A 25,035-nucleotide genomic window follows, 5' to 3' on the forward strand; every position below is an offset into this window, starting at 1 on the left:
TTTGTCTTAAATTTTTAACTTTTTGGACAATTTTTCTTGACATTCACAAAAAATATTTTGCTGGAATAAAATCTCCCCCAGCACACATGCTGCGCAGCGAATAACGCTCCATTTTCCATTAAAAAAGCGGTACGGTCCGTTCCAGACCGTACCCTTATTCCATTATATGCTCCATTCCCTGGTTAAAAATCGCGCGGACGTGCTCGTCAGCCAGTGAATAGAAAATCGTTTTTCCCTCCCGCCGGTTTTTAACCAGCTTGGACTGCTTGAGTACCCGGAGTTGATGGGAGATGGCGGACTGGCTCATGCTTAAAAGCTCGGCGATGTCGCAGACGCACATCTCAGCCTCAAAGAGAACACAGAGAATCTTGACCCGTGTGGAGTCCCCAAAAACCTTAAACAGCTCTGCAAGGTCGTAAAGGGTCTCCTCGTCGGGCATCCGGTCCATGACGGTTCTCACAATATCTTCATGCGCGTGGGCAAAATCACAGCGCTCAATGCCATTTTTATCAATCATGGATTCTTCCTTTCATATGAATGATCATTCATATATATTGTACCGAAGGCAGCTTGAAAAGTAAAGTTTTTTATTTAGCCGCCTTAAGCTTCTGGGCCAGCGTCTCGTGGTTCTGGCTGTACATGAGGGCTGTCTGCTCGGTAATGCGGCCCTGGCGGTACAGCTCGAGAAGGCTGGCGTCCATGGTGCACATGCCCTCCTTGGCGCCCGAGAAAATGGCCGAGTCGATCTGGTGCACCTTGCCGTCCCGGATCATGTTGCGGATGGCCGGCGTGACCAGCATGATCTCAAAGGCTGGCGTCAGGCTGCCGTCCACGGTGGGCACCAGCTGCTGGGACACCACGGCCTGCAGAATCATGGAAAGCTGCGTGCGTATCTGGTGCTGCTGGTTGGCGGAAAACACGTCAATGATCCGGTCGATGGTGTTGGCGGTGCCGGTGGTGTGCAGGGTCGAAAAGACCAGCTGCCCGGTCTCGGCCGCTGTCATGGCGATCTCGATGGTCTCAAGGTCTCTGAGCTCACCCAGGAGAATAACGTCCGGCGACTGCCGCAGCACAGCCTTCAGCGCGGTCACGTAGCTCTGGGAATCGTGGGGGATTTCACGCTGGGTCACAATGCACTGGTTGTGGCGGTGGATATACTCAATCGGGTCCTCCATGGTCACGATGTGCCCGCTCTTCTCACGGTTGATCTTGTCGATGATACAGGCCAGCGTTGTGGATTTCCCGCTGCCCGCGGGGCCAGTCACCAGCACCAGCCCGTTTTTCTTCTGGCTGAGATCCAGCACCGTCTGCGGAATCGACAGCGCCGCCGGGTCTGGCAGCCCAAAGGATACCACCCGGATCACCGCTGCCAGCGTGCCGCGCTGGCGGTACACATTGGCTCTGAAACGGCCGATCCCCTTCAGGGCAAAGGAGAAGTCATCGTCGCCGTTTTCCTCAAATTTCTCAATGGAGCGGCCGCCGGTCAGGTCGTAGATTTCACGGATCAGGCGCTCGGTCTCCTGAGGGGTGAACACCTCGCCCCCTCCCCGGACGATCTTACCGTCAATGCGGTAGGAGCAGGGAAAATTGGTGATGATGAAAATATCCGAAGCCTTCCGGGCCACTGACTCCTCCAGATAATCCAGTAATTCCATTGACTAAACGCCTCCCTTCCATAAATTCTTAGTATCGCTGTCTGTCTGCCACTCGCCGTCCGGCACAGTCTGCCACTGAATTACGGACACACTGTCCCCCTCGACGCGCAGCTCGCTTTTCAGGGTAGCGGTGTCGCTGATCCTTGTGTCAAACCGGATCGTGGCGCTCTCCGGATCGTAGGTGACGCCCCGGTTCAGGGCTTCGAGAGCGCCCGGGTCTGGGCCGCTGGCCCTCAGCACGCCGTCGATCTGCGCCAGCGTTTCCTGGGCGTTGGCGTCAGCCTCGTAGTAGGCGCTCTGCATGGACAGGGATTTGTCCGCCATGCGCGCGTTGGCCGACGCGGTGGTCAGGCTCAGGACCGCCAGGCTCACCAGCAGAAAGACCACAAAAATCATAATGAGTGACACGACGCCCACGCTCATGCCCTGCCTGTTTTTACGCATCACTGCACCTCCGCTGGTTCTTTAAAATACTGAGCGCCGGACATGGTGTAGAGCGGCGCAGCGCCTTTGAGGGCTTCAAAACGCATTTTCTCAAGGCTCCCCGCGGTCTGGGCCACAGCCTCCGTGGTCACAGTAACACTGAACACCGCGGCATCCCTTGTTGTCATTTTCCAGTCCCTGTCGTAGAAAACGCGGACACTACCGCCAGATTTTTCATAGCAGCCCTCCTTTAGGGCGCTGTCCAGGCTGCCGGTCCCCTTGATAGTCTCGCACAGGGTCTGGCACTGGGCCGCCGCGCCGCGTTTGTCTAAAGCCTCGCTGCTCATGAGCCCGGCCTTTGCAAAGAGCTGCACGATGATGCAGCAGGCAATGGCAAAAAAGACAATGGTGATGATAAGCTCCACAAAAAAGCCCGATGATCTGAAGCGCTGTTTCACTGTGCATCACCCGCTTCCAGGCTGCCCACTCCCACAACACTCTGCGAAAAGGCGTGTACCGCGCCGTCCTTACCCGTCACCTCAAATTTCAGGAGTCCGCTTCCCTCCGCGCGCACACGCAGGGCGTCCAGATCTGCGACGCGCATGGCGTTGGCTGCCAGGCCGTCTGGCTGCCCGTCCAAAAAGGTGCTCTCATACAGGACGCCGTCCTGGCAGTAGATAACCGTCCGGTAGGCCTTTTCTCCGATGTGCTCCAGTATTTCCAGGCGGTCGCCGTCCCCTCTGTGGACCACTGTGATGGCATTCTCCCGGTTGTTCTGGCGCACCTTGGTGCTCAGGTAGGAGACCGCAACAGTGGCTTCCGCGGTGTCGTCGTAGTTGACCTTGATGTGTTTGTAACTCTCCGAGCCCAGAAAGGTGAGGATCAGGGCCGACAGGGCAAACAGACAGACCAGTGAAATCGGCAGGACAAAGGATGACAGCATGCTCTCGTTTTGTCTATTATGAAACATTTCCCGCTCCTTTCCTATTTGGGCACCACACGGATGTCCGGCATTATGTTGGACGCAAAGACATCGTAGTGGACAATGTAGTGATCCTGATCCACCACCACGCCGTAGTTATCCTTCAGGTAATCTAAGCTCGGCGGATAAAAGCCCTCCAGGGAATAGCACAGCACCGCTGAGTTCTCAAGGGCCGTTTCCAGCGTCTGGCCGCCGTCCGTATCCATGCTGGCAGACGCCCGGCTGAACAGCAGCCACACCAAAAGCACAATGACCGCAAAGATGATGACCGAGGGCAGAAAATGTATCTTATTCTTTTTCGTTTCCATTAAAATTCCCTCTTTTCATAAAGCTGCCCGTCAGCCCATACCTGCCATAATACCGATGAGCGGCAGCAGAATCGCGACCAGAATCACGCCGATGGCAATGGACAAAAGTGAAACCAGCGCCGGTTCGATCACGGCGATCAGCCCGTCAATCTTATCCTGAGCCTCCTCAAAATAAATCCTTGAAATGCGCGCGGCCGCCCGGTCCAAAGAACCGCTCTTGCTGCCGCCCATGAGCACCTTGGCGTAAACGCCCTTAAGCAGGCCGTTTTTTAACACCGCTTCCTCAAAGGGCTCGCCCTGGCCGACCGAGACGATGCAGGCGTCGATCTTCCCGCCGAAGGCCTCGCTCGACACCGTCTGTCTGGCCAGCCCCAGAGCCTGCTCCATGGCGATGCCGCTGGTCATGAGGATGGACAGCGCGCCCATGAAGCGGGCCGCGTCCAGCCGGTAAAAAATATCCCGCGTGGCCACAAACCGCTCCGCCAACCCGTTAAAGAGCCGCCTGCCCGCCGGGCTGAACACGTAGAACAGCACACAGCCCAGCAGCAAAACAAGCACAGCGCCCACCACGATCATCATGACATTACCAGCCTGAAAGGCCAGCGCGTTGCCCGAGGCGCCGTTCAGGTCCACCCCCAGCTGGCGGAACACATCCTTAAACACTGGCATAATGGCGTACACCAGAAACAGCACGACCACCGCCATCATGGCGATGAGTAAAAGCGGGCTCAGGACCGCGCTTTTGGCCTGTTTCTTGATGCCATCCTCCTGCAGGTAGTAATCGCCCAGAGCGCCCAGCACCTCTGCCAGACGGCCCGAGGTCTCGCCAACCTCGATCATGCCCAGCGCGTATTCCGGAAAACCGCCGGTTTTTTCCATGGCTTTATAAAGGAAGTACTCCTCCAGCAGATTTTTTTCAACCGAATCCAGAACACGCTTAAAACGGCTGTCCTCCGCGTCCTGTGCCATCATTGACAGGCAGTCGTTCACGGTCACGCCCGAATCCAGCACCATCGACATGCTGGTAAACAGCGCGGACAGCTCCGCGGAGCTCATGGCCTGCTTCTTATTTACTCTTCCCATTCTGTACCTCCCTAATAGGTATATTGCGTTTCATAGGTATTCTCATTGCCGTCGCCGATAAAATTTGACAGGTCGCCTTTCGAGGAGCCGGCCGCAAAGGTCAGGTCCAGCAGCGTCCAGGTATTCGCGTCAATCTTAAAGCCCACCTCGATCCAGCCCGAATCCTTCACGTAGACCTCATTCCAGGCATGGTAGATGCCCGACGGCGATATGTAGCCAGTCTCCACCTTGGTGGGGATACCGCAGGACCGCAGCATGGCCGCTGCCAGCGACGCGTAGTCAAAGCAGATGCCCATGTTGGTTAAAAAGGTATCGTCCACCGACGGGATATAACCTGCCGGCGGGGACTGGGCCTTGGCAACGTCGTAGGTCACATGGTCTTTGATGTAGGCATAAACAGCCTTGACCACGTCCGCGTCCGAGCTCACGCCTGCGGCCTGCTCTCTGGCAAAGGCCACGCAGGCGCTGTCCGCGTTGTAATCTACGATCTGGTTCGGCACCACAAAGGGCGCGAACTCACTGGAGACAGCGGCGTCTACATCCTCCTCCAGCACAGCGGTGTAGCGGTTATCGCCCACGCTCACCAACAGCCGTATGGAATAGGTACCGCTTCCCATCTGGAGCGGAAAAATCGTGTACTCGCCCGTGGCCGGTATATCGTAATTGTACTTCACGCTGTCCTTAACCACCTGAAGCTTGGCCGGCACACCGCCCGTGTAGCTTGCCATCACATAGCCGCTGTCCGCGCCCGTGGTGTCAAAGCCGCCCACATCACAGCTCGAGGTGTCCGCGCCCGAATAGGCCGGGATCACCAGCTCCGGCAGCGTGTAGGTGCCGCTTTCCGACGCCTCCGAACCGCCGCAGCCCACACCGACCAGACCCATCAGAAGGCATAAAAAAACAGTCAGAACATATTTAATTGTCTTTATGGGTCTCACCATCCCTCTCCGCCCCGCAGGCACACGCCACCGCGCAGATATAAAGTATTTTTAGTTATTTTTTGCTTTCATTATAGCATATTTTATACGGATTAATAAACACTCTTAAAGTAAATTGCTTATAAACTGGAAAAAATTCGTTTTTAATGCCGTTTTTTTGCTTATTTTACAAAATTCATTTTCGGGCCATCCTGCCCGCTTTGTAAAAAAGGCAACAAAAAGCACCGCTTTTTTCTAAAATCGCTTAATAAGCGTAGCTCTATTATCTTGTTTATTCAATTAAAGATAATCTTTAAAATTTAAAAATAACTTTAATATTTATAAAAACCCTCTATTTTTTACCGGAATTCCCTTTATTTTTTGCTTTGTTTAGCACTCTTTTTTATATTTTTACAAGCGGAAAACACATTCTTAACGCTATTTATGCTTGATAAACATTTATCAAACAAAGTCCAGCCTGTTTTGGGGTCAAAAAGAATGCCTTTTTGGTTTTATATTCGTAATCAATTACAGTTTTATCGTTGACAAACCCATGCAATTATTATAATATTAATTCAATTAAATATGATGCGCGCAAGAAAATATCCTGATAAAGTTTTTTTACCTTTTTCGGATGGTTTTTTTCATCAGTCGAAACAGTACTCCTCTGTTTGATTTGCGGGCAGACGATTTCCCCAATCCTCAGCCCACGCCTAACTCTATGTTCTATCCATAACAGCATCCGAATCCATTCTCCAAAGAAACAGGAATCATCGTATTTAATTGCCAATTTTGCTCATCTCAAAAACAGGCAATCCTCTGCTCAAACCGCCTGTATCTTTGAGATTCCTACCCAAAGCCCGAAAGGGCTTTTACCTTTTTTTGACACTAAATCAGGCCAAAATAGCGGCATGCGTTGTAGACACCGTCCTCATCCACACTGTCGGTCACATAGGTGGCGGTCTGCTTGAGCGCGTCGATGGCGTTCCCCATCGCCACCGTGTAGTCCACTGCGCCAAACATCTCCAGATCGTTCTCCTCATCGCCAAAGGCAATGGCCTGTGAACGGTCAAGCCTCAGCAGGCCGAGCATCCGCTCAATGGCCGACGCCTTAGACACCGCCTCAGGCAGAATATCCAGCACCCGCGGCGCCACCACCCGCGCCTTCAGCCCCTCCTGCATTGTCCGGACACGGCCCTTCAGCCCGTCGCCGATAATGGCAAGCTGGTACACGCTGTACTCACAGGCCCGCCCCAGAGCACCCTCAATGCTCACGTCAAAATCAACGGCGTAGGGGCTTTCGTTCCAGCACAGCACATTGCCGGCAGTGCTCTCAAGCACGACCGCCACATCGCGGACATCCCTGAGCTCACGCAGCAGCGCGGCGACCACCTCCGGCGCAAGGAGCTGCCGCCAGACCTCCACACCGCCGTGGGTCAGACTCAGGCCGTTGGCCGCAATATAGGTGTCCATCTCCAGATCCGCCACAAAGCTCCGGATCACACTGGGCTCGCGGCCCGTCACAATGACCGGCTGAATGCCGTTCTCCCTGAGCGCAGACAGCGCCCGGCGCGCCGAGACCGGCACCCTGTCCAGAAAATTGCTGCTCTCCACCTTATGGCTGGCCAGCGTGCCGTCAATATCAAAAAAAGCGACGCGGATCTTTTTTTTCATATCTTTTCCTCTTTCGTTTGGATTGTTTTCTTTATTATAGCACGGCTGGAGTCTAAAACAAAAATGCTGTGCGGCAGCACAGTTTAAAATAAAATTGTCCCCTCTGTCAAACTGTGATAGAATGGTCTAAAATGAATCGTCAAACGGGAGAAAACATCAATGAATGATACCGAGTACTTACAGAAGCTGGTCCAGGTCGCCCGGCTCTACTACGAAGAAAACATGACACAGCAGGCCATTTCAAAAAAACTTGGTACGACAAGACAGAGCATATCAAAAATGCTGAGCGAGGCCCGCCAACGCAGCATCGTCGAAATTAAGATCAATGATGTCGAGACCAACCTCAGCAAAGCCGCCCAAAGGATAAAGGAAATTTTCCCAATTCAAAATGTCACCATTGTCCCCGGCCATTTTAACGATGACGCGCTGGCCCGGAAGATGCTTGCGCAGCGGGCAGCCCTTTATTTTGACGACCTCTGCCGCGAAGGGCTGCATAAAATCGGTATTTCCTGGGGCCGTTCTGTCTACAGCTTTGTCGAGCAGTGCAGCGAGAGCAGCCTTTTACAGCGGGCAGATATTTTCCCTCTGGTCGGCGCCAGCAATCAGGCCGCCGCCTACTTTATGATCAACGAGATGGTACGGATGCTTTCCGAAAAAACGGGCGGCACAGCCCATTTTATCAACCTTCCCTTGGGCCCCCTGTCCCCAAAGGACTATGAGCTTTTTACCAGGACCCAGGCCTACGCCGAAATATTGGACCAATGGCAGGAAATTGATCTCGCAGTGATCGGTATCGGCGCTATCGGCAACTTGAAGCACCGCTCATATTACCCGGGTGAGAGCGAGCTCCTCGCCGAAGACTCTGCCAATATCATCGGCGACATCTGCACCCATTACTTTGACCTCCAGGGCAGGATCACCGAAACCATCGGTGCTGCCTCCATGATTCGTATTCCCTTTGAAAATCTGGCAAAGGTTAAACGCGTTTTGGCGCTTGTCAATGGAACTGAAAAAATCGACGCGGTAACCGGAGCACTGAAGCTGGGCATTGTAACAGACATCATCATCGATGAAGCCCTGGCGGAGGGCATCATCGAAAGGCTTTCCTGACAGGCAACTTACCTGTTTTTTCTTATTTGACTATTTTCTGCAATGAGACTGGCCTTCCAGTCTTTTTTTGCACCACCGTATATAACATTTGTAATTGACAAATGTTATATACGGTGATATGATTGAGATAACTTTAATATGAAGGGGTGAGAAAAATGAAAATCGTGGGTATTGGAGATGTCTGGATATCTGAAGAGGATATCAAAAGGGGCTTTGCTGCCTTTGCTGAAAGAGGCGACGTCATTGAAACCGTTGAATGGCATTGCGACAGCTATGATACGCTGCAGGCTATCAACCTCGCGGTAGAGACAGGTGGCAGCGAGGCTTATGAGCCGCCCGAGGCAATTAAAAAAGCCGTTGAGGACGCGGATATTATCATCACACAATTCTGTACGGTTACCCGAGACATGATCGACCGCTGTCCCCACCTGAAAGCCATCGGTGTTCTGCGCGGCGGCTATGACAATGTCAACGTCGCCTATGCCACGCAGAAGGGCATCGCGGTTTATAACACACCGGGCCGGAACGCCAACTCTGTGGCAGATTACACGGTTGGGCTGATGATCGCTGAGTGCAGAAACATCGCAAAGGCACATATGAACTTAAAGCTTGGAAACTGGGTACGGGACTATACCAACAAGGAGACAATGCCCGACCTTTCGGGAAAAACTGCCGGTATTGTGGGGTTTGGGGCCATCGGAAAAAAGGTGGCCCAGCGCCTGAAGGGTTTTGAGATGGAGCTGCTGGTCTATGACCCTTACTTTAAACCGACAGCGGAAACCAAAGGCATCGAATTGGTCTCGTTGGAGACACTTCTGCAGCGCTCTGATTTTGTCACCCTGCACTGCCGTCTTACACAGGAAACGGAGAGACTTTTCGACGCGCATATGCTAAGCCTCATGAAGCCCACCGCTTACTTCATCAACACCTCCCGATCGGGCCTTGTCGACGAAAAGGCTTTGTGGCAGGCTCTAAAAGACCATAAAATCATGGGCGCAGCGCTGGATGTATACGACAGAGAGCCGCCTGGAAAGGACTACCCACTGGTCACGCTTGACAACGTGACCCTGAGCCCTCACATGGCCGGCGGCAGTCGTGACGCCTTTACCCAGTCACCTGGAATGCTGGCCCGTGAGATGCTGTCTTTTCCGGAGGATAAGACCTCCCGCTTCCTGGTCAATCCTGACGTTTTGTAAGCCTTGTTGTCAAAAAATATACCACAGAAAGAGGAATAAAAATGGCACTCGTAACCTTATCTGAAATTTTGAAGCCCGCGAGGGATGGCCACTACTGCGTCGCCGCCTTTGACACCAGCAATAATGACATGACCCTCGCTATTTTAGAGACAGCGGAAGCACTGCGCTCTCCTGTTATTCTCATGGCCTTATGTGTCGACATTGAGGGCGACAAAATGGAATACTGGCTTGACGGCGCCCGTAAAATGGCCAGCCGCGCCTCTGTCCCTGTCTGTCTGCACCTCGACCACGCCACAGACACAGCCTTTATCAAGAAGGCTGTTGACAGCGGGTTTACCTCTGTCATGTACGATGGATCTGTTCTGCCCTTTGCAGAAAATGTTAAAAACACAAGGGAAGTAACCGAGTACGCCCATACCCACGGCGTATCGGTCGAGGCTGAGCTGGGCCATGTCGGCGATGGGATTGTCGGCCGTTCAGAAACAGACGTGAAGAAAAACAGGGATGGCACCTACGACAATCCAGATGATTCACTGACTAATCCAGATGAAATGAGCGCTTTCATCGAAGAGACTAATGTGGACGCATTGGCGGTTGCCGTAGGCACAGCCCACGGTGTCTATGTCCACGAGCCAAGGCTGCATTTTGACCGGCTCGAGCAACTGAACAAACTCTCATCGGTTCCTCTGGTTATGCACGGCGGCTCTGGAACTCCCGACGAACAGGTACGGGAAGCCGTCCGCCTTGGTATCTGCAAGCTCAATGTTTTTTCAGAAATCATTGACGCCTATTACCGCGAAATGAAAAAGCAGCTCAACGAAATGGAAAACATGGCCATCTGGCCTTCAACCGCCAATCTTCGTCCACTTAACGCGCTAAAAGAAGCCGTAAGCAAAAAAATCGTGTTATTGGGTTCAGACAACCGCGCTTAGCACTGATCTTTTGATTATCAAAACAGGGGGGAATCACTATGGAAAGCTATTTAATTGGAATCGACGGCGGAAGCACCTCGATTAAAACCGTATTGTTTGACCAATGTGGAAAAGAAATTGCCAGCGCGTCTAACCCGACGATGCGTCTGGAATCGCACACGCCCGGCTTTGAGACGTTTGACGTCGACCGGCTCTGGGCGTCCACCTCAGCCAGCATCAAATCCATGCTTGCTAAAGCCGCCGTCGACCCTTCGAGAATTGCCGGCATTGGCATGTGCTCTTTTGGCAACGGGCTGATCATTTTAGACCGAGACGGAAAATCCATCGCGCCCGGTGTTTTTTCCCAGGATTACCGGGCCAACAGCATCGTCGAAGGCTACAAGCGCGAAGGCTCCTTTGACCGGATCAACGATATTATTAAGGGAACCCTCTATGCGGGGGAACCTGGACCGATCCTGCGATGGTTTAAAGACCAGAAGCCAGAAGTCTATGAAAAAATAGGCGGAATTCTCTTATTCAAGGATTATCTGATGTATCGTCTGACCGGCGTATTCGCAACCGACGCCAATATTTTTGGCGGCTCAGCCATGCTGGATTTGACGACCACCGACTACTCCACAGAGCTCCTGAACCTGTACGGTATCCCAGAAATTGAGCCTTTTTTACCTGAGCTCGCAACCGCCTCCTCACAGATTGTCGGCACGGTTACCGAAAAGGCCGCAGACGAAACTGGCCTGAATCCAGGCACGCCAGTGGTTGCCGGTATGATGGATGTCCTGGCCTGCCTGGTGGGGGCTGGAGCCACAGCAGACGGTATTGTAACTGCCGTCGCGGGGACCTGGTGTATCAATGAGACTCATTCCACGCGGATCATCCCAGGCGCTTCGGCAAATATGCCTTACCTCACAAAAGGGGAATATCTGAACTGCGCCTTCACAGGTGCCTCCGGCTCAAATTATGAATGGTTCTGCAAAGCTATGGGCGGGGAAGCAAAATACATTGCCGAAAAGCAGGGCGGCTCTTACTACGAGGTTTTAAACGAGCTGATCGCATCAGTTCCCATTGAGACATCCAAAGTTATGTACCTTCCTTTTGTTGCTCAGCCAAGTGTCCACCCAAATGCAAAGGCTGAATTTTTCAATATCGACCAGAACACCACCTATGCCGAGCTGGCCTACGCTCTGGCCGAGGGCGTTGCTTTTATGCACCGCTACCACATACGGTTTCTGCGGGACTCGGGCTGTAAAGCGGATGTGGTGCGTCTGACTGGCGGCATCGCCAAAAGTCAGGTATGGGCAAGGATTTTTGCCGACATTATCGAGCTTCCCATCGAGACCGTAGACTGCAATGAAGTAGGTGCCCTGGGCTGCGCCATCACCGCGGGGGTTGGCACTGGTCTGTACAAAAGCTACGAGGAAGCTTTTGAGCAGGCCGTTAAGATCAACCCGCCTGTCACATCGCACACTGAAAACTTCGAGCTCTATGAAAAGCGCTACCAGAACTGGTCACGTCTGATTGAGATCATGAATATTTACTGGAACGAACAATAAAAATTCATATTAAAAAGAAAGCCACCATCCTGCACATGCGGCAGGATGGTGGCTTTCTTTGCTTTCTTCAGGCTGATTCTACTTCTTCCGGACCTCATAATACCCGTAGTGCTCCACCGAATCGTCCAGACCGGCCAGCTTTTCGAGCTGGACCTTCAGGTTGGCGGTTTTGACGTTGTGGGCTACAGCCAGGCCGCCCTTAAAGCTGACGATCACAACTGCCGCGTAAACACTCTGGCGGTTTGTCGTGATTTTGAGCAGGGTGCCGAAATCCTTCAGCTCCTCGGTGGTAACGCTGCGGATATTCCGCAACTCAAGCCGCTGTCCCTTGTCATAGGCAATGATGGTGGGCACCCGGTCGATGTCAAGGATATATGCCTTCTTAAAATCTGCCAGCGAGGTAAAGCCCTCGCCCTCAAAATAAATGATCTTATAATTCATGAAGTATACCGCCTTTTTATAGGGCGCTGTCAACGCTCCCCTTTTCTGTTATTTTAACACATTTTTTATATCTGTCCTAATAAAAAAGCTACCCTCCTGTCCTCTCCGCGCCTCTTTTTCAAACAAAAAACCCCCGGCTTAAAAACCGGGGGCGCTTGAAAGGAAAAGTATTGGGGGAGATTAGGTATTTCGCTTAATCTAAGTAAGAGGTATGTGTGTTCAAAACTATTTATACCCCTGGCCAGGGCGTTTAAACATGCTCCCTTCTTTTTATCTTCTTTTAGGAATGTCTTAAGAATTTTTGCATAATGGACGCTGATGTGGTATAATAAAAAAGTAATTAGAAGTCTAACGTTTTTCTCAGAGCACGGTACTACCCCTATCTTTTTAGTAGACCGCAGCCATCTGAGACAAACCTGTTAGATTTGATTGATGTCCAGCGCTGTCTGGTCTTTTTTTATGCCTGAAATAAAAAAGCCTCCGATTCAGGACCGGAGACTTTTAAAAGGGAGAGTAAAATTTGGGGGAGATGTAAATTAAATTTGAGGTATGTTGTTCAGAACTATTTATATCCAATACAAAAGTATTTAAACATAAAGCCACTTCGGAAAGTGGCTTTATGGGTGTCCCGCAGGGAGACTGAGCTAAATGAAAAGAGGTTACCATACAAATTATAGGAGATTTGTATATGCTGACAAAAGCATTTATACCCTTTCCGTAAACTTTAAAACATCTTATAGTAGTTAAAAAAAATTCTTTTGGATATATTTATAAAAAAAGCAAGGAGGCCTATAGATGAAACGGTTAGCAGCCATTAAGGATTACATCACTGAACAAACCTTATACAAAACCTTTAATCCCAAAGGACAGTTAACGCTTTATTTTTCCAACTGTTGTCTACCAGACGAAATTGTCCTCGCGGCCAGAGATCTTGGCTACACCATTCACTTGAAATCAGAACAGGCCAGTGCCTGGATATTGGAAAAACAACGCGCGCAAACACAAAAATAAGCCGGATTAAAAATCCGGCTTAAAGCTATTTATGGCGTTTTATTTAGATAACAGTTACGTTTGAAGCCTGAAGGCCGCGAGCGCCCTGTTCGATATCAAAGCTTACCTTGTCGCCTTCATTTAAAGACTTAAAGCCGCCGCCCATGATTGAAGAAAAATGAACGAATACGTCATCGCCTTCTTCTCTTGAAATAAAACCAAAACCTTTGTCACTGTTAAACCATTTTACTGTACCATTATTCATTAATTGGTACCTCCTGAAATATTATATTCGCAATCGTAGAATAAAAAAACACATATTTTTGCAAACCCTCTTGTCACCAAGCTTACATTGAACTTAAGTAGACAAAAACGACTTGCAAAAATATGTGAAATCAATTGATACTCTCTTAAATACACTCTTAGTATAACCCACAGGATGCTTTTTGTCAAATTCTCTTTATAAAAAGGCTGAATCTCTTAAGAAAGCTCTAATCTTAAATCGTAAATGCCTGAACAAAATAAAAGCTGCATCCGCTTTTTTGGCGCAATGCAGCTTTTATAAATTCGGGTTTCGCGTATTATTTGGCGACGGCCTTATACCAGGTCTCGCCATTGATCACGCCGCGTGAAGGGTAGTTTACCCAGCCGGTGATCTTATCGGTACGGTAAGGGAAGTAGGTTTTCATGATGGCCAGAGCAATGCCAGGAGCCTGTTCGGCGTTCATTTTCTGGATATCCTTAAAAGCTGCGCTGTATTCATCGTAGTTTTCAGATTTCATCATTCCTGAGTAAGCGTCCAGATAGGCCGGGTCGGCGTAGGTTCCAAAATGCTGGTTGCTTGTCATGGTAATATCGGCAATGTAGCTGGCAATGCCTGTCCAACTGGCAATACCGACCGTGGTCATACCCAGATAGATTTCATACGCGCTGTTTGTTCTCAGCTGTTTGGTATAGTCTGGATTTGAAATGGTCTGCTCGTCAACAGATACCCGTATTCCTGCTTCTGCCAGATTGGTCTGAAGCATTTCTGCGATGCGCTTATAAATTTCGGTTGATCCCTGAAGGGCGATTTTCACATTCATGGGGCTGCCGTCTGGAAGCTCGCGCATGCCATCGCCGTCTTTATCCACAAAGCCCGCCTGGTCCAGCAGCTCAGCGGCTTTTTTCAAGTCCCGTTTATTTTCTGGAAGGCTGCTGTCATAGCCCAGGCACGCCGGAGATACAGCGCCTTCATTGGCGATCTGGCCATGTCCGCCGCCGATGGACTGGGCAAGAAGCTCGTAATCCAGAGCATAACGAACGGCTTTTCTGAAATTAAGGTCGTTTGTCGGGTACTGATTGAACCCAAAAACGATCTGATAGGTGGCGGAATTCAGGCTTTCTCCCGGGTCGATATTGGGGTCGCTTTCGATGGTTGGCAGCAACGTCGTGTCCAGTGAGGAGGAGTAGCCGTACATGACGTCGATCTCTCCGGACTGCATCGCCATGATCAGGGAGGACTGGTTATCAAAGCTCTTCAGCTCAACTTTATCCACAGTGATCTCTCCCATCGGATAATCGCTCACTGCTTCATAGTAAGAGGTCTGGGCGTCCTCGTCGGCTGAGACGAACTTATAGGGTCCGCAGCCGACTGCGGCGTTGGGCTCTGTATACTTTTTGGATTCGGCGACATTTTCCCAGATGTGTTTTGGTAAAATGTAGTAGGACAGGGTTGCCTCATTCATAAACGCAAACGCTTCGCTGTCATCAAAATTGAGACGGATGCTGGTATCATCAATCTGGTCGACAGATGTGATTTTTAAGAACCAGGTCATGTTCTGCTGCTTATAATAATCGAAGGTAAACAGCACATCTTCAATGGTCACTGGCTCGCCGTCATGCCATTTTAAGCTGCCCAGCGGATCGAAGTGAAGGGTAACCTGCCTGTTATCATCGCTGATCTCCCATTTTTTGAAAAAACAGCCGTCTCCAGTCAGCTTTCCTTCCTCATCAAAACGCCATAAATTCAGCTGCGAAAAGGAATGGTAGTTGAGGCGGCCATAAGCGCTTTCACTGTTCATGGCGCTGTAGCCATCGTTTTTGTAGGTTGTCCCGATACGCAGCACCTCTACGTGCCCTGACCCATTTCCCTGCTGCCCGCCTCCTGCGTTTCCACAGCCCGACAAGGACAGTACCACCATCACAGCTGCCAAGCAGGCTGCGATCACTCTTTTAATTTTCATTTCTTTTTTACTCCTTTAATAAATGGTTATTTATCAACAGCAGCTGGATTAAGCTGCTTGTCTTCAACAATAATGCCCTCTTCAATGGTATAAATCTTATGAGACACATAACGGCAGAGGGCCACGTCATGGGTAATAAAAAGGTAGGACAGCTTTCTTTTTTTCTGCAGTGCGAGCAGCATGCGCATGACCTGCGCCTGTGAAATCACATCCAGCATGGACGTGGGCTCATCTAATATGAGAATATCCGGCTCTGGCAAAAGCGCTCTGGCAATGGCAAGCCGCTGGAGCTCGCCTCCTGAAAGCTGTGCCGGCACTCGTTTCAGCTGCTCTGGATAGATACCAAAATATTCTGTCATTTCGCGCCGCGCCGCTTCGTTATACTCTTTTTTACAGAGCCTGTATACCTCAGCCATGCTTTTATCCAGCGAAAGCCTGGGATTAAAGGATGCCTCGGGATGTTGGAAGATCATCTGGACGCGTTTACGCCTTTTTTCCTTTGCGGGCAGGGCCTGAAAGGGCTCGCCTTGATAGAGTACCCTTCCCTGTGCCGGACGGATCAGCCCGGCAGCAATCTGTCCCAGCGTTGATTTTCCGCTTCCGCTTGTCCCTAAAAGTCCAACAATCTGGCTGTCTTCCAGTGTGATTGAAACATCCCTCAGGACAAAATCTTCCTGCTGCGGATAGCGATGTGATACATGGTCAATTTTAAGCCCCATAGAGATGACACCTCACATAATGCTGTTCTGCTCTGACCATTTTGGGTGCCTCCAGACATTTTCCACTGGCCTGTGGACAGCGGTGCGCAAAAGTGCAAGCAAAGCGTTTATCAATGGAGGGCGCGTAACCGCCCGGGCAGTTTAATCCGTTTTCCGGCAGTGCTTCCAGCAGCATTTTGCTGTAGGGATGCTTTGGTTTTTTAAAAAATGTCTTGGCCGCTGCCACCTCGACGGTTTTTCCGCCATACATGACACAGACGGTATCTGCGATTCTGCTGGCAAAACGGATATCATGGCTGACGCACAGCAATGTGCGGTCATCCAATGTCCGCAAAAGCTTTTCTACCTCTGCAATCCGTTTTTCATCCAGACCCTTTGTGGGCTCGTCTGCCAAAAGGATTCTGGCGCCTCCGGCGGCGCCCATTGCCATGAGCGCACGCTGGCGCATACCGCCGCTGAGCGTATGGGGGTACGCCTTTGCCAGTTTATCGGCCGGCGTCAGGCTCAGCCTCTCCATCCACGCCTTTGCCTTTTGAAGGGCTTCGTCTTTTTTGAGGCCGCTGTGTTCAACAAGGGGTTCGGATACCTGTTCTCCAACAGTCATCAGCGGGTTCATCCCGTTTCCGCTTCCCTGCGGAATATAGCCGATGACCTTCCCTCTTATTTTGCGCAGCTCGCGCTCCTTAAGGCCCAGCACCTCGGCCCCGCCGATTTTTATGCTTCCCCGAACTGCGGCGTCATTTGGCAAAATGCCTAATATGGCCGCCAAAGTCACGCTTTTGCCACTGCCGGATTCGCCCAAAATAACAGTGCGGCCTCCTTCTGGCACCGTAAGGCTCATATCCTCCACCACTGGCGGCTGCCTGTTAAACTGTATGGTCAAATTTTTGATCTCGATCATTGTATTACCTGATATTCCTCACGTTTTCCCGGACTCCTGGTTCCAAGCCCATAATAGCCGATCAGCACAAAGGCAAAAATACAAAGGCTGATACAGATGATTGGCGGCACGTACCACCAGGTGTAGCCTGCCACGACACCATTTTTATGAAAGGCATAGTATAAAATGGAGCCCCAGCTTTTCTGATTATAGACGCCGAGCCCCAAGAAGCTCAGACTCGCCTCTGTCACCATTGAGGTGGCCACTGCCAGAGTTGCCCGCATCAGGACGATATCGCTCATATTGGGTAAGATATGCCGCAGCATAATGACGCTGGATTTCTGCCCCATCATCTCCTCAACCCGGACAAAGGGCAGCTGGCGGACTTCCAGTACCTTTGCCCGGACAAGGCGGGCCGTGGTCGGCCACGCGGTCACGCAGATGGCAATCACAATATTCCACATGCTGGGCTCCATAAACGCCACAAACACAATGGCAAAGGGCAACTGCGGTATCGTCATCCCGACTGCTGTCAGGGACTGCAAAGCTTTGTCCAGCCGTCCGCCAAAATAGCCACCTGCCAGACCGATACCTGTCCCGATAATGATGATACACGCCGCCGCAGTGATTCCAGTCAGCAGAGTTGTCCGGGTACCCAGAATGAGCTCGCTGAAGATGTCCTGCCCAATATCATTCGTTCCGAGCAGATGCTCTGAGGACGGTCTCTGAAAGGGCGCTGTGAGCTCCTCCATCCCATAGGGCATGAGCGCGTCTGCAAAGACAGCAACAAAGATAAAAAAAGCCAGAATAATGGCGCCTGCCCAGACACAAAGGTGTACCTGTTTTAATTGATACCTTTTAAGCTTCATGAATGACCGCACCGTCCTTTATCCTCGGATCAAATTTCCACGCGAGAATGTCCGCAATGAATTGAAAAAAGATGACACAGACTGCAATGAGCAAAAAGCACAGCTGGACGGTTGGATAGTCATGCTGGATGACGCCGTCGTAGATGAGCGTTCCCAGACCTTTCCACGAAAAAACTACCTCAATCAGCATTGAACCCGCAAGCATATAGCCAAACTGCATGCACAGCAGTGTCACATAGGGGACGGTCACATTGCGCAGTACATGCCTGAACAACACCTTGTGCCGCGGCAGCCCCTTGGCCTCAGCGGTGAGGATATATTCTTCATCCCGAATCTGTGAGACAAAGCTTTTCATCATCAAAAAATTAGTCGAGGTCTTAAACAGGGCTAATACGCTGACCGGAAGCACCATATGATACAGGGTATCCACAAATTTCGCCCAGCCGGCCAACCCGCCCGAGGCCATGCCGCCAACGGGGAACCAGTGCAGGTTAAAGGCGAAGATCACCAGAACGATGAGGGCCAGGCAGTTGGCCGGTATGGTCTCGAACAGCAGAAAAATAAAGGTCAGCGCCGAATCTGCCCGTCCGCCTTTATGATACCCGGCAAAAATGCCTAAGGCGCCGCCCACAAAGGCTGACAGAATAATGGCCGTAACCGACAAAATCAGAGTCCAGCGGAGCCGGAACAGCACCACCTGAACCACATTCTGGCCGCTGATATAAGACTTTCCAAACTGGAAGGTCACTGTATTCCAAAGGAACCGGATATACTGCTCAAAGAGAGAACCGTCCAGAGCGTACTGAACCCTTACCTTGTCCAGAATTTCCGGGTAATTGTAATAAAGCGTAAAATATTCTTCTTCTCCCAGTATGTGTAATAACGGGTCTCCAGGCATCAGGTGAACCAGTAAAAAATTCAGACTGATTGCGACAAGGATTAACCCAAGAGCGCGTAGCAGATAGTACAATATTTTTTTCATACTGTCATCTCCAGCGCCGTCTCTTCCAATTTTAGCGAACAGACTAAAACACCCATAACGGTTTTGCCCTCGTTGATAAAATGTCCTTCTTCCAAATTATCTTTTACATAGTTCCGGATTGCTTCACGCCATTTTTTAACCGTGATCCCTGTTTCCACAGTCTCGTAATGGCGGACCAGACGCTCCACCGCCTGGTTTTCCTCCTCTGCGCAGTGCCACTGGCATTGTACTGGCAACACAATGGGCTCATAGCCCATTGCCTTTAAAAGCTGATACGGGTACTTTACCTGATTGCTGCCGCCGTGGGTCAGGGTGTGCCCGAGCAGGATTTCGTCTAAGGATTTACGGCACTTCTCACTTTTTTGTTTAACAGGCGTGTCACAAATTCCCACGTAAACCACGAGATCCCTGCTGAGACTCAGCATTTTTAAAAAAGGCTCCGGATGATAAAGGCCAGGATTCATACTGCCGATTACCAGATCATAAGCCTGTGTTTCAAATGGCAGCCGGTTAAAATCGCCGGTCTGCACCTTCACATCAACACCTTTTTCCTGGGCCTTCTGGCAGACAATACGGTTCATCTCCGCTGAACAGTCCAAAGCCGTCACCGCGGCGCCACACTCTGCCAGGGGCAGTGCAAAGGAGCCTGTGCCGCTGCCGATGTCCAGAACACGTTTTTGTGTGCCTTCCCAAAAACCCTGACACTTTAAATACTCCAGCAGAACATCTACACGCTCATTACTGCTCCCCATACCCGTGTCATAGTAGTCTGCCGAAGCATCCCAGCATTTACGCTCCTCCGGAAAGGCCTCCCGGTACAGGGAACACTCTGCCGCATCCCTCCAGCATTTTATCCAAAATTCTTCTCTTCGATTCACTAAACTCTACCTTTACTTTTTTTGTCGAACAACAAAAAAAGCTCAAAAGCCATGATTACAATCAAATCAACAGCCTTCAAGCTTTAATATTTTTTATTCACTTTTACAATTTTCTGTACGTTTATAAGCTATAGTATAGCAGACATAAAAGGTTTTCACAAGTTTTTTTATATTTTGCACGTCAAAGTTTTCTGGATTAATTTTTATGGAAAATAAAATGCTAACTCTTTTGAAACAGATACAGCCGTCATCTGTAATGAAATTAAACTTTGAACAATACTAAGAACAAACTGCAAATAAAAAAATAACAGGCTAATAACAGGCTCGAAAGCCTGTCTGTTTACTGTATATATGGCGTGCCACGAGGGATTCGAACCCCCGACCTTTCGGTTCGTAGCCGAACGCTCTATCCAGCTGAGCTAGTGGCACGCATCGTGAGCACCTGTCGTGCTTACCTTTCATATTATAACAGCTTTCCAAAAGATTGCAAGTCTTTTTTTAAAAAAAGTTTTAAAAAATTTCAAGCCGCGCGTATTTTGCCGCTAACGCCCCCTACGGCCGTCTTTCGTCCTTCTCTTCCTGCATTTTCAGCTTGAGGGTGGTGGCCTTGGCCACAGCCTTTACGCGGGTCTCGATATAGCGCTCACGCCAGCCGATTTTCTCCACGATGTCGTCGCAGAATACCTGGACGCTGATGTCCGGAGCGCCCTGCGCTTTCGCAGCTGCGGCCGCCCGGGCTTCGGCTTCCCTTTGCACAAACGCCACGGCCTCGGCTTTATCCTGAAAGCTTCTGCACTGGCCGGCCACATGGGCGACATAACCGTCGTTTTCTTCATCGGGGCGCACCAGCGCGGTGACGCGCTCCTCGACAGCAGCCATGGCTGCGCCCACAGCGTTGGCAACCTCGTAATGCTCTGGGACAATGACAGTGCGGCCTGTTTCCTCGTGAATTTTCTCATACCAGGTTTTGGCCGGCGCGCCGATGGCAATGATGGGAACCGCATGCTCCTCGTACAGGCTGAGCACCTCTTTTTTGATGATTCCCAGGATCTGCGCTTCGGCTTCGCCGACATAGGCATCGGGGTTTTTATCTGTCTGCGCGTCCACGGCGCGGACGACCCGCTCACGGTCCCAGCCTTCAAAATCTCCGGTGTAGTGCAGCAGATCGGTAGGGGTCAGCCCGTCGCTGCCGCCGCGGCAGGCTGGCAGGACACGCCGCCCTGTCAGGGTGGGGCGTCCGTCCACTGGAATGATCTGTGTATCGCCGCCCAGCCCGCAGGTGTTGATCTGAGCAGAGTCGATCTGGGTCTGCCAGTCGCCAACGCGCGCGCCGATGGGCGCCAGGGTCAGGGTGTTGTCTATGACAATACCGCTGTCAGTGGTAGTGCCCCCCATATCGACAACGACACCGTCATCGCAGCCTGCCAGGCTCAAAGCCCCGATAACGCTGGCGGCCGGGCCGGACAGAATGGACTCGATGGGCTTTTCCTGAATAAAGGAAAGGCTGGCCAGATTGCCGTCGCCCTTTACCATATACACGGGCGCGTCAATGCCCTGATCTGCCAGCGTCACCTCCACAGCACGGATAAAATCCTCGAGAATGGGGATCAGGCTGGCGTTGAGGACTGTGGTGACGGTCCGGTCGTGGAACCCCAGCTGGCTGCTGAGCTCGTGGCCGCAGACCACTGGCAGGGCGCACTGCGCTTTAATGATGTTTTTGACCGCCAGCTCCTGGCCCGCGTTGCGCACGCTCATCATGCCGGACACGGCAAAGGCCTGCACCTGGGGCGCGATGGCTTTGCAGGCTTCGATGACCTGCGCCGTATCCAGCGGGATCACCTCTTTTCCCTTGATATTGACCTTTCCCTGAACCTGTGCCCTGTGTGTGTCGGGCAGCTCGCCCTTTGGCAGTTCGCCGATGATGATCAGCCCTGTGGGGCGTCCTTCGCCCTCGACAATAGCATTGGTAGCCAGCGTGGTGGACAGCACCACCTTCTCAATGGTATCCTCCGGGCCTAAGCCTAGGCCGCGGATACTCTTTCCAATCCCAACGGCCAGATTGTCCCTGGTGGTCGGTGATTTTGCTTTTTTTAACACTTTTTTTGTTTTCTGTTCCAGTAAAACGGCGTCGGTATACGTTCCGCCCGTATCAATTCCTAATACTGTCTGCATCGAAATTTCCTTCCTGTCTTAAAACCTGTCTGTGATGAACCCATTATAACAAATATTTTCCTGGAAGTCTCTCCCATTTCGCTTTCTTTCGGCGCGGCCGCCTCAGGTTTTGCAGTGGTCTCCGGCTCTTTTCTGTGTTAAAATAATCTAAGACAAAACGAAAATCGAGGAGTGCTTATGTATCCCATCATCCAAAATATTTTTCTGCTGCAAACCGGCGGTACCATCGGCAGCGCCATTCATGACGGCTGTATTGACATAGACCCCGAAAAGGGTGACGCTCTGATCCAGACCTATCTGAAAAATGCGTCCCGGCTGGTCGATTTCGAGGTCAGCCGCCCCTTTACCATTCTGAGCGAAAACCTGGTGCCCGCCCACTGGTCCCAGATCATCAACGCCCTTAAAACCGTCGATTTTGACCGTTACAAGGGTATTATCGTAACACACGGCTCCGATACCCTGCCCTACACAGCGGCGGCTTTAAGCTATTTTTTTAATACCACGCCCATTCCCATTGTGTTGGTCTGCTCAAACCATCCGCTGGGTCATCCCGAGAGCAACGCACTGCCCAATTTCAGCGGCGCGGTGGATTTTATCCTGAACACCGGCCTGCCAGGCATTTTCACCGTTTATGAAAACAAAGACGGCAAAACGCAGATTCATCTGGGGACGCGGCTTCTGGAAGCGGACTGGGTCAACGACAATTTCCTGAGCTTTGGCGGACGCCCCTTCGCCGTCAATGACCGGCACTGCCTTTCTCATGGAAACGCGCGGCTGAGCCCGTCCATGGACGCTTTAAAGAACCGACCACACCACACCGGCTGGGCCGCCACGCCAGTGTTCAACCAGAAGGTGCTGGCGCTCCGCGCTTATCCGGGCATGGACTACCGCTACATTGATCTGGGCGGCACGCCGCCGGCCGCGGTTCTTCACGCGCTCTACCACTCGGCCACCGGCAACACCCAAGGCCCCGACGGCGCTTCTCTTGCGGATTTTATCGCCAGCCGTCCGGAGTCCGACCATTATCTGATCTCCTTTAAAAATGCACAGGGCGACCTCTACGCCACCGGACATGACCTCATCAGCCAGGGCGGCATCCCTCTGGAAAATATTTCCTTTGAGGCCGCGGTCACCAAGCTTTATTTTGCCTATAACCAGAAAGAAACCGATCCGGCTGACTACATGCGCGCTGAGCGGTTTTTCGAGTTCGTGTAAATTAAAATAATTCGCATTTAGCAAAAATTTGCATTTATCTTTTCTGTTTTTCGTTATAAAATAAGGATATATATTAAGGTAACGAATCTAGGAGGTAATATAAATGTACGATGTTGTAATAATCGGCGCTGGAATCATCGGTACGAGCATTGCCCGTGAGCTCTCCCGATATGATCTCAAAATCGCCCTGCTTGAAAAGGAAAACGATGTGTCTATGGGCTCCACAAAGGCAAACTCTGCTATTGTCCACGGCGGCTATGCCGAAGCCCACGCCAAGCTCAAGGGCCGCGTGTGCTATCAGGGCCGCAGGCAGTTTGAGAAGCTAAACGAAGAGCTGAATTTTGGTTTTGCGCCCATTGGTTCGCTGGTTCTTGCATTTGAGGAGGAACAGAAAAAAGGTCTGGAGGACCTGCTTGAAAACGGACGCCTCAATGGGCTTCCGGATCTCGAAATTCTGGACCACGACGCCATAATGGAAATCGAGCCGAATGTGAACCCTGAGGTCAAATACGCGCTGTACTGCAAAGGCGCCGGCGTCTGCTCACCCTACGAAATGGCCATCGCTCTGGCCGAAAACGCAGTGGCCAACGGCGTGGAGCTCTACCTTGAAACGCCGGTAAAAGCCATCGAACGGACCGAAAACGGCTTTGACGTCATTGCCGGCGACGACCAGGTTTTTGATACCCGCTACGTGGTCAACGCTGCCGGGCTGTACTCGGATAAAATCTCCGCTATGGTGGGCGTGGACGATTTTCAGATTCTCCCGCGCTCCGGCGAGTATCTGCTCATGGTGCGCGGCTCCGGCTCCGCCATCAACCAGGTGCTGTTCCAGATGCCGACCAAAATGGGCAAAGGTATTCTCGTCACACCAACCTACCATGGCAACCTGCTCATCGGGCCGGACGCTGTCAATGACGAAAGCGTCGACCGCGACACCCACGCCGAACGCCTTCTGAAGATTTTCAAGGAAGCGACCCTGACCACAGACAAGCTGAATATCAAGCAGTTTATCCGCAGCTTTACAGGTGTGCGGGCAGTCAGCACCACCGATGACTTTATCGTTGAGGAAAGTCGTGTGCCCCATTTCATCAACGTTGCGGGCATTCAGTCGCCAGGTATTACCTCTTCACCGGCCATCGCCCAGATGGTCGCTGGAATTCTGAGAGACGCTGGTCTCGATCTTCGGGAGGACCCGGGCTTTAACCCGCACCGCGATCCCATCATCACTAAGAAGGAATTAAAACCAATGAAGGAAATCCTGCCGCTTTTAGATCTGCCACTGGGTGATCCTGAGCGCATGGTCTGCCGCTGCGAGCAGGTCACCGAGGCCACGATTCTGGACGCCATGCACCGCGGTATCCCCGTCACCACCATCGACGGCATCAAACGCCGCACCCGCGCAGGTATGGGCTGGTGCCAGGGCACCTTCTGCCGCCCGCGCGTCGCTGAAGTCATGTCGAAAGAGCTGGGCTACGAAATCGACCCAGGCTTTGACATTGAGCATAGCGGCGTTAACCGCATCGGCAAAAACGAAATTGTTGCCTACATCGAAGAACATATGAAGGATGAATAGGCCTGCCCTGAGATACAAACAATGCGGATAAGTTTTTTTCTACATTCTCTGTGCCATAAAGCGCAGAAAAAACGGTACGGTCCGAAACAGACCGTACCGTTTTTGAGTATTTTCTACACCATTAAACTCATAACAAACTGAAAAACAGAATCCTCATTTTCATCCCAGAAGGACTGCATGATCTCTGTGTTTTCTTCTTTTTCAATGCCCTTTTCTACCTGGCTTTCCCAGGATTTAATTGCTTCTGATTTGATTTCCATG

The 25,035-nt window shown here is 51.3% G+C and carries 27 protein-coding genes and 1 tRNA gene; 7 read left to right on the plus strand and 21 right to left on the minus strand.

Going from position 1 to position 25,035, the window contains the following annotated elements; genetic code table 11:
• Positions 1 to 154 precede the first annotated feature (154 nt).
• The 10 genes from DW091_RS14680 to DW091_RS14725 form a co-directional block, all read right to left on the minus strand.
• Complete coding sequence (locus tag DW091_RS14680) at positions 155 to 517, minus strand: metalloregulator ArsR/SmtB family transcription factor (protein ID WP_013378785.1); 363 nt, start codon at positions 515 to 517, stop codon at positions 155 to 157.
• Positions 518 to 587: 70 nt separating this feature from the next.
• Positions 588 to 1,655: a PilT/PilU family type 4a pilus ATPase gene (locus DW091_RS14685; RefSeq protein WP_058696034.1), complete on the minus strand. Its 1,068-nt coding sequence runs from the start codon at positions 1,653 to 1,655 to the stop codon at positions 588 to 590.
• 3 nt (positions 1,656 to 1,658) lie between these two features.
• Positions 1,659 to 2,099 carry a hypothetical protein gene (locus DW091_RS14690; protein WP_118518526.1) on the minus strand — a complete coding sequence of 147 codons (441 nt, stop codon included), beginning with the start codon at positions 2,097 to 2,099 and terminating at the stop codon, positions 1,659 to 1,661.
• On the minus strand, positions 2,099 to 2,536 hold the full coding sequence (locus DW091_RS14695) for a hypothetical protein (protein ID WP_118518527.1): 438 nt from the start codon (positions 2,534 to 2,536) through the stop codon (positions 2,099 to 2,101). Before DW091_RS14695 ends, DW091_RS14690 begins: the two co-directional genes overlap by 1 nt.
• Entirely contained in the window at positions 2,533 to 3,048 is a 516-nt protein-coding gene (locus DW091_RS14700; protein WP_118518528.1) for a DUF4860 domain-containing protein, read from the minus strand. The genes DW091_RS14695 and DW091_RS14700 overlap by 4 nt, the downstream gene beginning before the upstream one ends.
• 14 nt (positions 3,049 to 3,062) lie before the next feature.
• Positions 3,063 to 3,368, minus strand: coding sequence for a hypothetical protein (locus tag DW091_RS14705; protein WP_058696038.1), 306 nt, complete (start codon positions 3,366 to 3,368; stop codon positions 3,063 to 3,065).
• Between the two features lie 30 nt (positions 3,369 to 3,398).
• Entirely contained in the window at positions 3,399 to 4,451 is a 1,053-nt protein-coding gene (locus DW091_RS14710) for a type II secretion system F family protein (RefSeq protein WP_118518529.1), read from the minus strand.
• 11 nt (positions 4,452 to 4,462) lie between these two features.
• Positions 4,463 to 5,392, minus strand: coding sequence for a transglutaminase-like domain-containing protein (locus DW091_RS14715; protein WP_118518530.1), 930 nt, complete (start codon positions 5,390 to 5,392; stop codon positions 4,463 to 4,465).
• A 538-nt stretch (positions 5,393 to 5,930) separates the two neighbouring features.
• A complete protein-coding gene (locus DW091_RS20180) occupies positions 5,931 to 6,158 on the minus strand; it encodes a hypothetical protein (RefSeq protein ID WP_158577911.1) in 228 nt (75 codons plus the stop codon).
• 98 nt (positions 6,159 to 6,256) lie between these two features.
• Positions 6,257 to 7,042, minus strand: coding sequence for an HAD family hydrolase (locus DW091_RS14725; RefSeq protein WP_118518531.1), 786 nt, complete (start codon positions 7,040 to 7,042; stop codon positions 6,257 to 6,259).
• A gap of 159 nt (positions 7,043 to 7,201) precedes the next feature.
• Between DW091_RS14725 and DW091_RS14730 the strand changes: the two genes are divergently transcribed.
• The 4 genes from DW091_RS14730 (at position 7,202) to DW091_RS14745 (ending at position 11,830) form a co-directional block, all read left to right on the plus strand.
• Positions 7,202 to 8,152, plus strand: a complete 951-nt coding sequence (locus DW091_RS14730) for a sugar-binding domain-containing protein (protein WP_058696043.1) — start codon at positions 7,202 to 7,204, stop codon at positions 8,150 to 8,152.
• Positions 8,153 to 8,307: 155 nt separating this feature from the next.
• Positions 8,308 to 9,348 (plus strand): 2-hydroxyacid dehydrogenase, encoded by a 1,041-nt coding sequence (locus tag DW091_RS14735; RefSeq protein ID WP_058696044.1) that lies wholly within the window; start codon positions 8,308 to 8,310, stop codon positions 9,346 to 9,348.
• A 41-nt stretch (positions 9,349 to 9,389) separates the two neighbouring features.
• Complete coding sequence (locus DW091_RS14740) at positions 9,390 to 10,280, plus strand: class II fructose-bisphosphate aldolase (protein ID WP_058696045.1); 891 nt, start codon at positions 9,390 to 9,392, stop codon at positions 10,278 to 10,280.
• 38 nt (positions 10,281 to 10,318) lie between these two features.
• Positions 10,319 to 11,830: an FGGY-family carbohydrate kinase gene (locus DW091_RS14745; protein ID WP_118518532.1), complete on the plus strand. Its 1,512-nt coding sequence runs from the start codon at positions 10,319 to 10,321 to the stop codon at positions 11,828 to 11,830.
• Positions 11,831 to 11,908: 78 nt separating this feature from the next.
• Here DW091_RS14745 and DW091_RS14750 read toward each other — a convergent pair whose 3' ends face one another.
• Complete coding sequence (locus DW091_RS14750) at positions 11,909 to 12,271, minus strand: hypothetical protein (RefSeq protein WP_058696047.1); 363 nt, start codon at positions 12,269 to 12,271, stop codon at positions 11,909 to 11,911.
• Between the two features lie 795 nt (positions 12,272 to 13,066).
• Here DW091_RS14750 and DW091_RS14755 point away from each other — a divergent pair.
• Positions 13,067 to 13,282, plus strand: a complete 216-nt coding sequence (locus tag DW091_RS14755) for a hypothetical protein (protein ID WP_118518534.1) — start codon at positions 13,067 to 13,069, stop codon at positions 13,280 to 13,282.
• 43 nt (positions 13,283 to 13,325) lie between these two features.
• Here DW091_RS14755 and DW091_RS14760 read toward each other — a convergent pair whose 3' ends face one another.
• The 9 genes from DW091_RS14760 to DW091_RS14800 form a co-directional block, all read right to left on the minus strand.
• Entirely contained in the window at positions 13,326 to 13,526 is a 201-nt protein-coding gene (locus DW091_RS14760) for a cold-shock protein (RefSeq protein ID WP_058696049.1), read from the minus strand.
• A gap of 316 nt (positions 13,527 to 13,842) precedes the next feature.
• On the minus strand, positions 13,843 to 15,486 hold the full coding sequence (locus DW091_RS14765) for an ABC transporter substrate-binding protein (RefSeq protein WP_118518535.1): 1,644 nt from the start codon (positions 15,484 to 15,486) through the stop codon (positions 13,843 to 13,845).
• Between the two features lie 26 nt (positions 15,487 to 15,512).
• Complete coding sequence (locus DW091_RS14770; RefSeq protein ID WP_118518536.1) at positions 15,513 to 16,205, minus strand: ATP-binding cassette domain-containing protein; 693 nt, start codon at positions 16,203 to 16,205, stop codon at positions 15,513 to 15,515.
• A complete protein-coding gene (locus tag DW091_RS14775; protein ID WP_118518537.1) occupies positions 16,195 to 17,106 on the minus strand; it encodes an ABC transporter ATP-binding protein in 912 nt (303 codons plus the stop codon). The genes DW091_RS14770 and DW091_RS14775 overlap by 11 nt, the downstream gene beginning before the upstream one ends.
• Positions 17,103 to 17,954: an ABC transporter permease gene (locus DW091_RS14780; protein ID WP_074617929.1), complete on the minus strand. Its 852-nt coding sequence runs from the start codon at positions 17,952 to 17,954 to the stop codon at positions 17,103 to 17,105. The genes DW091_RS14775 and DW091_RS14780 overlap by 4 nt, the downstream gene beginning before the upstream one ends.
• Positions 17,944 to 18,936, minus strand: coding sequence for an ABC transporter permease (locus DW091_RS14785; RefSeq protein ID WP_118518538.1), 993 nt, complete (start codon positions 18,934 to 18,936; stop codon positions 17,944 to 17,946). Before DW091_RS14785 ends, DW091_RS14780 begins: the two co-directional genes overlap by 11 nt.
• Positions 18,933 to 19,814, minus strand: a complete 882-nt coding sequence (locus DW091_RS14790; protein ID WP_118518539.1) for a class I SAM-dependent methyltransferase — start codon at positions 19,812 to 19,814, stop codon at positions 18,933 to 18,935. The genes DW091_RS14785 and DW091_RS14790 overlap by 4 nt, the downstream gene beginning before the upstream one ends.
• A gap of 352 nt (positions 19,815 to 20,166) precedes the next feature.
• Positions 20,167 to 20,243: transfer RNA gene (locus tag DW091_RS14795), tRNA-Arg, on the minus strand.
• Between the two features lie 123 nt (positions 20,244 to 20,366).
• On the minus strand, positions 20,367 to 21,986 hold the full coding sequence (locus DW091_RS14800; protein ID WP_118518540.1) for a hydantoinase/oxoprolinase family protein: 1,620 nt from the start codon (positions 21,984 to 21,986) through the stop codon (positions 20,367 to 20,369).
• Positions 21,987 to 22,163: 177 nt separating this feature from the next.
• On the opposite strand from DW091_RS14800, the gene DW091_RS14805 reads away from it, so the two are divergent.
• On the plus strand, positions 22,164 to 23,201 hold the full coding sequence (locus tag DW091_RS14805; RefSeq protein WP_118518541.1) for an asparaginase domain-containing protein: 1,038 nt from the start codon (positions 22,164 to 22,166) through the stop codon (positions 23,199 to 23,201).
• Between the two features lie 103 nt (positions 23,202 to 23,304).
• Positions 23,305 to 24,774 carry an NAD(P)/FAD-dependent oxidoreductase gene (locus tag DW091_RS14810; protein WP_058696058.1) on the plus strand — a complete coding sequence of 490 codons (1,470 nt, stop codon included), beginning with the start codon at positions 23,305 to 23,307 and terminating at the stop codon, positions 24,772 to 24,774.
• Positions 24,775 to 24,887: 113 nt separating this feature from the next.
• Here DW091_RS14810 and DW091_RS20185 read toward each other — a convergent pair whose 3' ends face one another.
• Positions 24,888 to 25,034 carry a hypothetical protein gene (locus tag DW091_RS20185; RefSeq protein WP_158501405.1) on the minus strand — a complete coding sequence of 49 codons (147 nt, stop codon included), beginning with the start codon at positions 25,032 to 25,034 and terminating at the stop codon, positions 24,888 to 24,890.
• Position 25,035 lies beyond the last annotated feature (1 nt).

The organism is Eubacterium sp. AM05-23, from assembly GCF_003477535.1.
Lineage (GTDB): Bacteria > Bacillota > Clostridia > Eubacteriales > Eubacteriaceae > Eubacterium > Eubacterium maltosivorans.

What these genes read in the sequence shown, in the direction of transcription:
- DW091_RS14705 (WP_058696038.1), bottom strand. Translation starts at nt 3,368, where the DNA reads ATGGAAACGAAAAAGAATAAGATACATTTTCTGCCCTCGGTCATCATC.
- DW091_RS14755 (WP_118518534.1), top strand. Translation starts at nt 13,067, where the DNA reads ATGAAACGGTTAGCAGCCATTAAGGATTACATCACTGAACAAACCTTA.
- DW091_RS14735 (WP_058696044.1), top strand. Translation starts at nt 8,308, where the DNA reads ATGAAAATCGTGGGTATTGGAGATGTCTGGATATCTGAAGAGGATATC.
- DW091_RS14725 (WP_118518531.1), bottom strand. Translation starts at nt 7,042, where the DNA reads ATGAAAAAAAAGATCCGCGTCGCTTTTTTTGATATTGACGGCACGCTG.
- DW091_RS14785 (WP_118518538.1), bottom strand. Translation starts at nt 18,936, where the DNA reads ATGAAAAAAATATTGTACTATCTGCTACGCGCTCTTGGGTTAATCCTT.
- DW091_RS14730 (WP_058696043.1), top strand. Translation starts at nt 7,202, where the DNA reads ATGAATGATACCGAGTACTTACAGAAGCTGGTCCAGGTCGCCCGGCTC.
- DW091_RS14745 (WP_118518532.1), top strand. Translation starts at nt 10,319, where the DNA reads ATGGAAAGCTATTTAATTGGAATCGACGGCGGAAGCACCTCGATTAAA.
- DW091_RS14810 (WP_058696058.1), top strand. Translation starts at nt 23,305, where the DNA reads ATGTACGATGTTGTAATAATCGGCGCTGGAATCATCGGTACGAGCATT.
- DW091_RS14710 (WP_118518529.1), bottom strand. Translation starts at nt 4,451, where the DNA reads ATGGGAAGAGTAAATAAGAAGCAGGCCATGAGCTCCGCGGAGCTGTCC.
- DW091_RS20185 (WP_158501405.1), bottom strand. Translation starts at nt 25,034, where the DNA reads ATGGAAATCAAATCAGAAGCAATTAAATCCTGGGAAAGCCAGGTAGAA.
- DW091_RS14680 (WP_013378785.1), bottom strand. Translation starts at nt 517, where the DNA reads ATGATTGATAAAAATGGCATTGAGCGCTGTGATTTTGCCCACGCGCAT.
- DW091_RS14800 (WP_118518540.1), bottom strand. Translation starts at nt 21,986, where the DNA reads ATGCAGACAGTATTAGGAATTGATACGGGCGGAACGTATACCGACGCC.
- DW091_RS14780 (WP_074617929.1), bottom strand. Translation starts at nt 17,954, where the DNA reads ATGAAGCTTAAAAGGTATCAATTAAAACAGGTACACCTTTGTGTCTGG.
- DW091_RS14685 (WP_058696034.1), bottom strand. Translation starts at nt 1,655, where the DNA reads ATGGAATTACTGGATTATCTGGAGGAGTCAGTGGCCCGGAAGGCTTCG.
- DW091_RS14760 (WP_058696049.1), bottom strand. Translation starts at nt 13,526, where the DNA reads ATGAATAATGGTACAGTAAAATGGTTTAACAGTGACAAAGGTTTTGGT.
- DW091_RS14805 (WP_118518541.1), top strand. Translation starts at nt 22,164, where the DNA reads ATGTATCCCATCATCCAAAATATTTTTCTGCTGCAAACCGGCGGTACC.
- DW091_RS14715 (WP_118518530.1), bottom strand. Translation starts at nt 5,392, where the DNA reads ATGGTGAGACCCATAAAGACAATTAAATATGTTCTGACTGTTTTTTTA.
- DW091_RS14770 (WP_118518536.1), bottom strand. Translation starts at nt 16,205, where the DNA reads ATGGGGCTTAAAATTGACCATGTATCACATCGCTATCCGCAGCAGGAA.
- DW091_RS14690 (WP_118518526.1), bottom strand. Translation starts at nt 2,099, where the DNA reads ATGCGTAAAAACAGGCAGGGCATGAGCGTGGGCGTCGTGTCACTCATT.
- DW091_RS14740 (WP_058696045.1), top strand. Translation starts at nt 9,390, where the DNA reads ATGGCACTCGTAACCTTATCTGAAATTTTGAAGCCCGCGAGGGATGGC.
- DW091_RS14700 (WP_118518528.1), bottom strand. Translation starts at nt 3,048, where the DNA reads ATGTTTCATAATAGACAAAACGAGAGCATGCTGTCATCCTTTGTCCTG.
- DW091_RS14750 (WP_058696047.1), bottom strand. Translation starts at nt 12,271, where the DNA reads ATGAATTATAAGATCATTTATTTTGAGGGCGAGGGCTTTACCTCGCTG.
- DW091_RS14775 (WP_118518537.1), bottom strand. Translation starts at nt 17,106, where the DNA reads ATGATCGAGATCAAAAATTTGACCATACAGTTTAACAGGCAGCCGCCA.
- DW091_RS14765 (WP_118518535.1), bottom strand. Translation starts at nt 15,486, where the DNA reads ATGAAAATTAAAAGAGTGATCGCAGCCTGCTTGGCAGCTGTGATGGTG.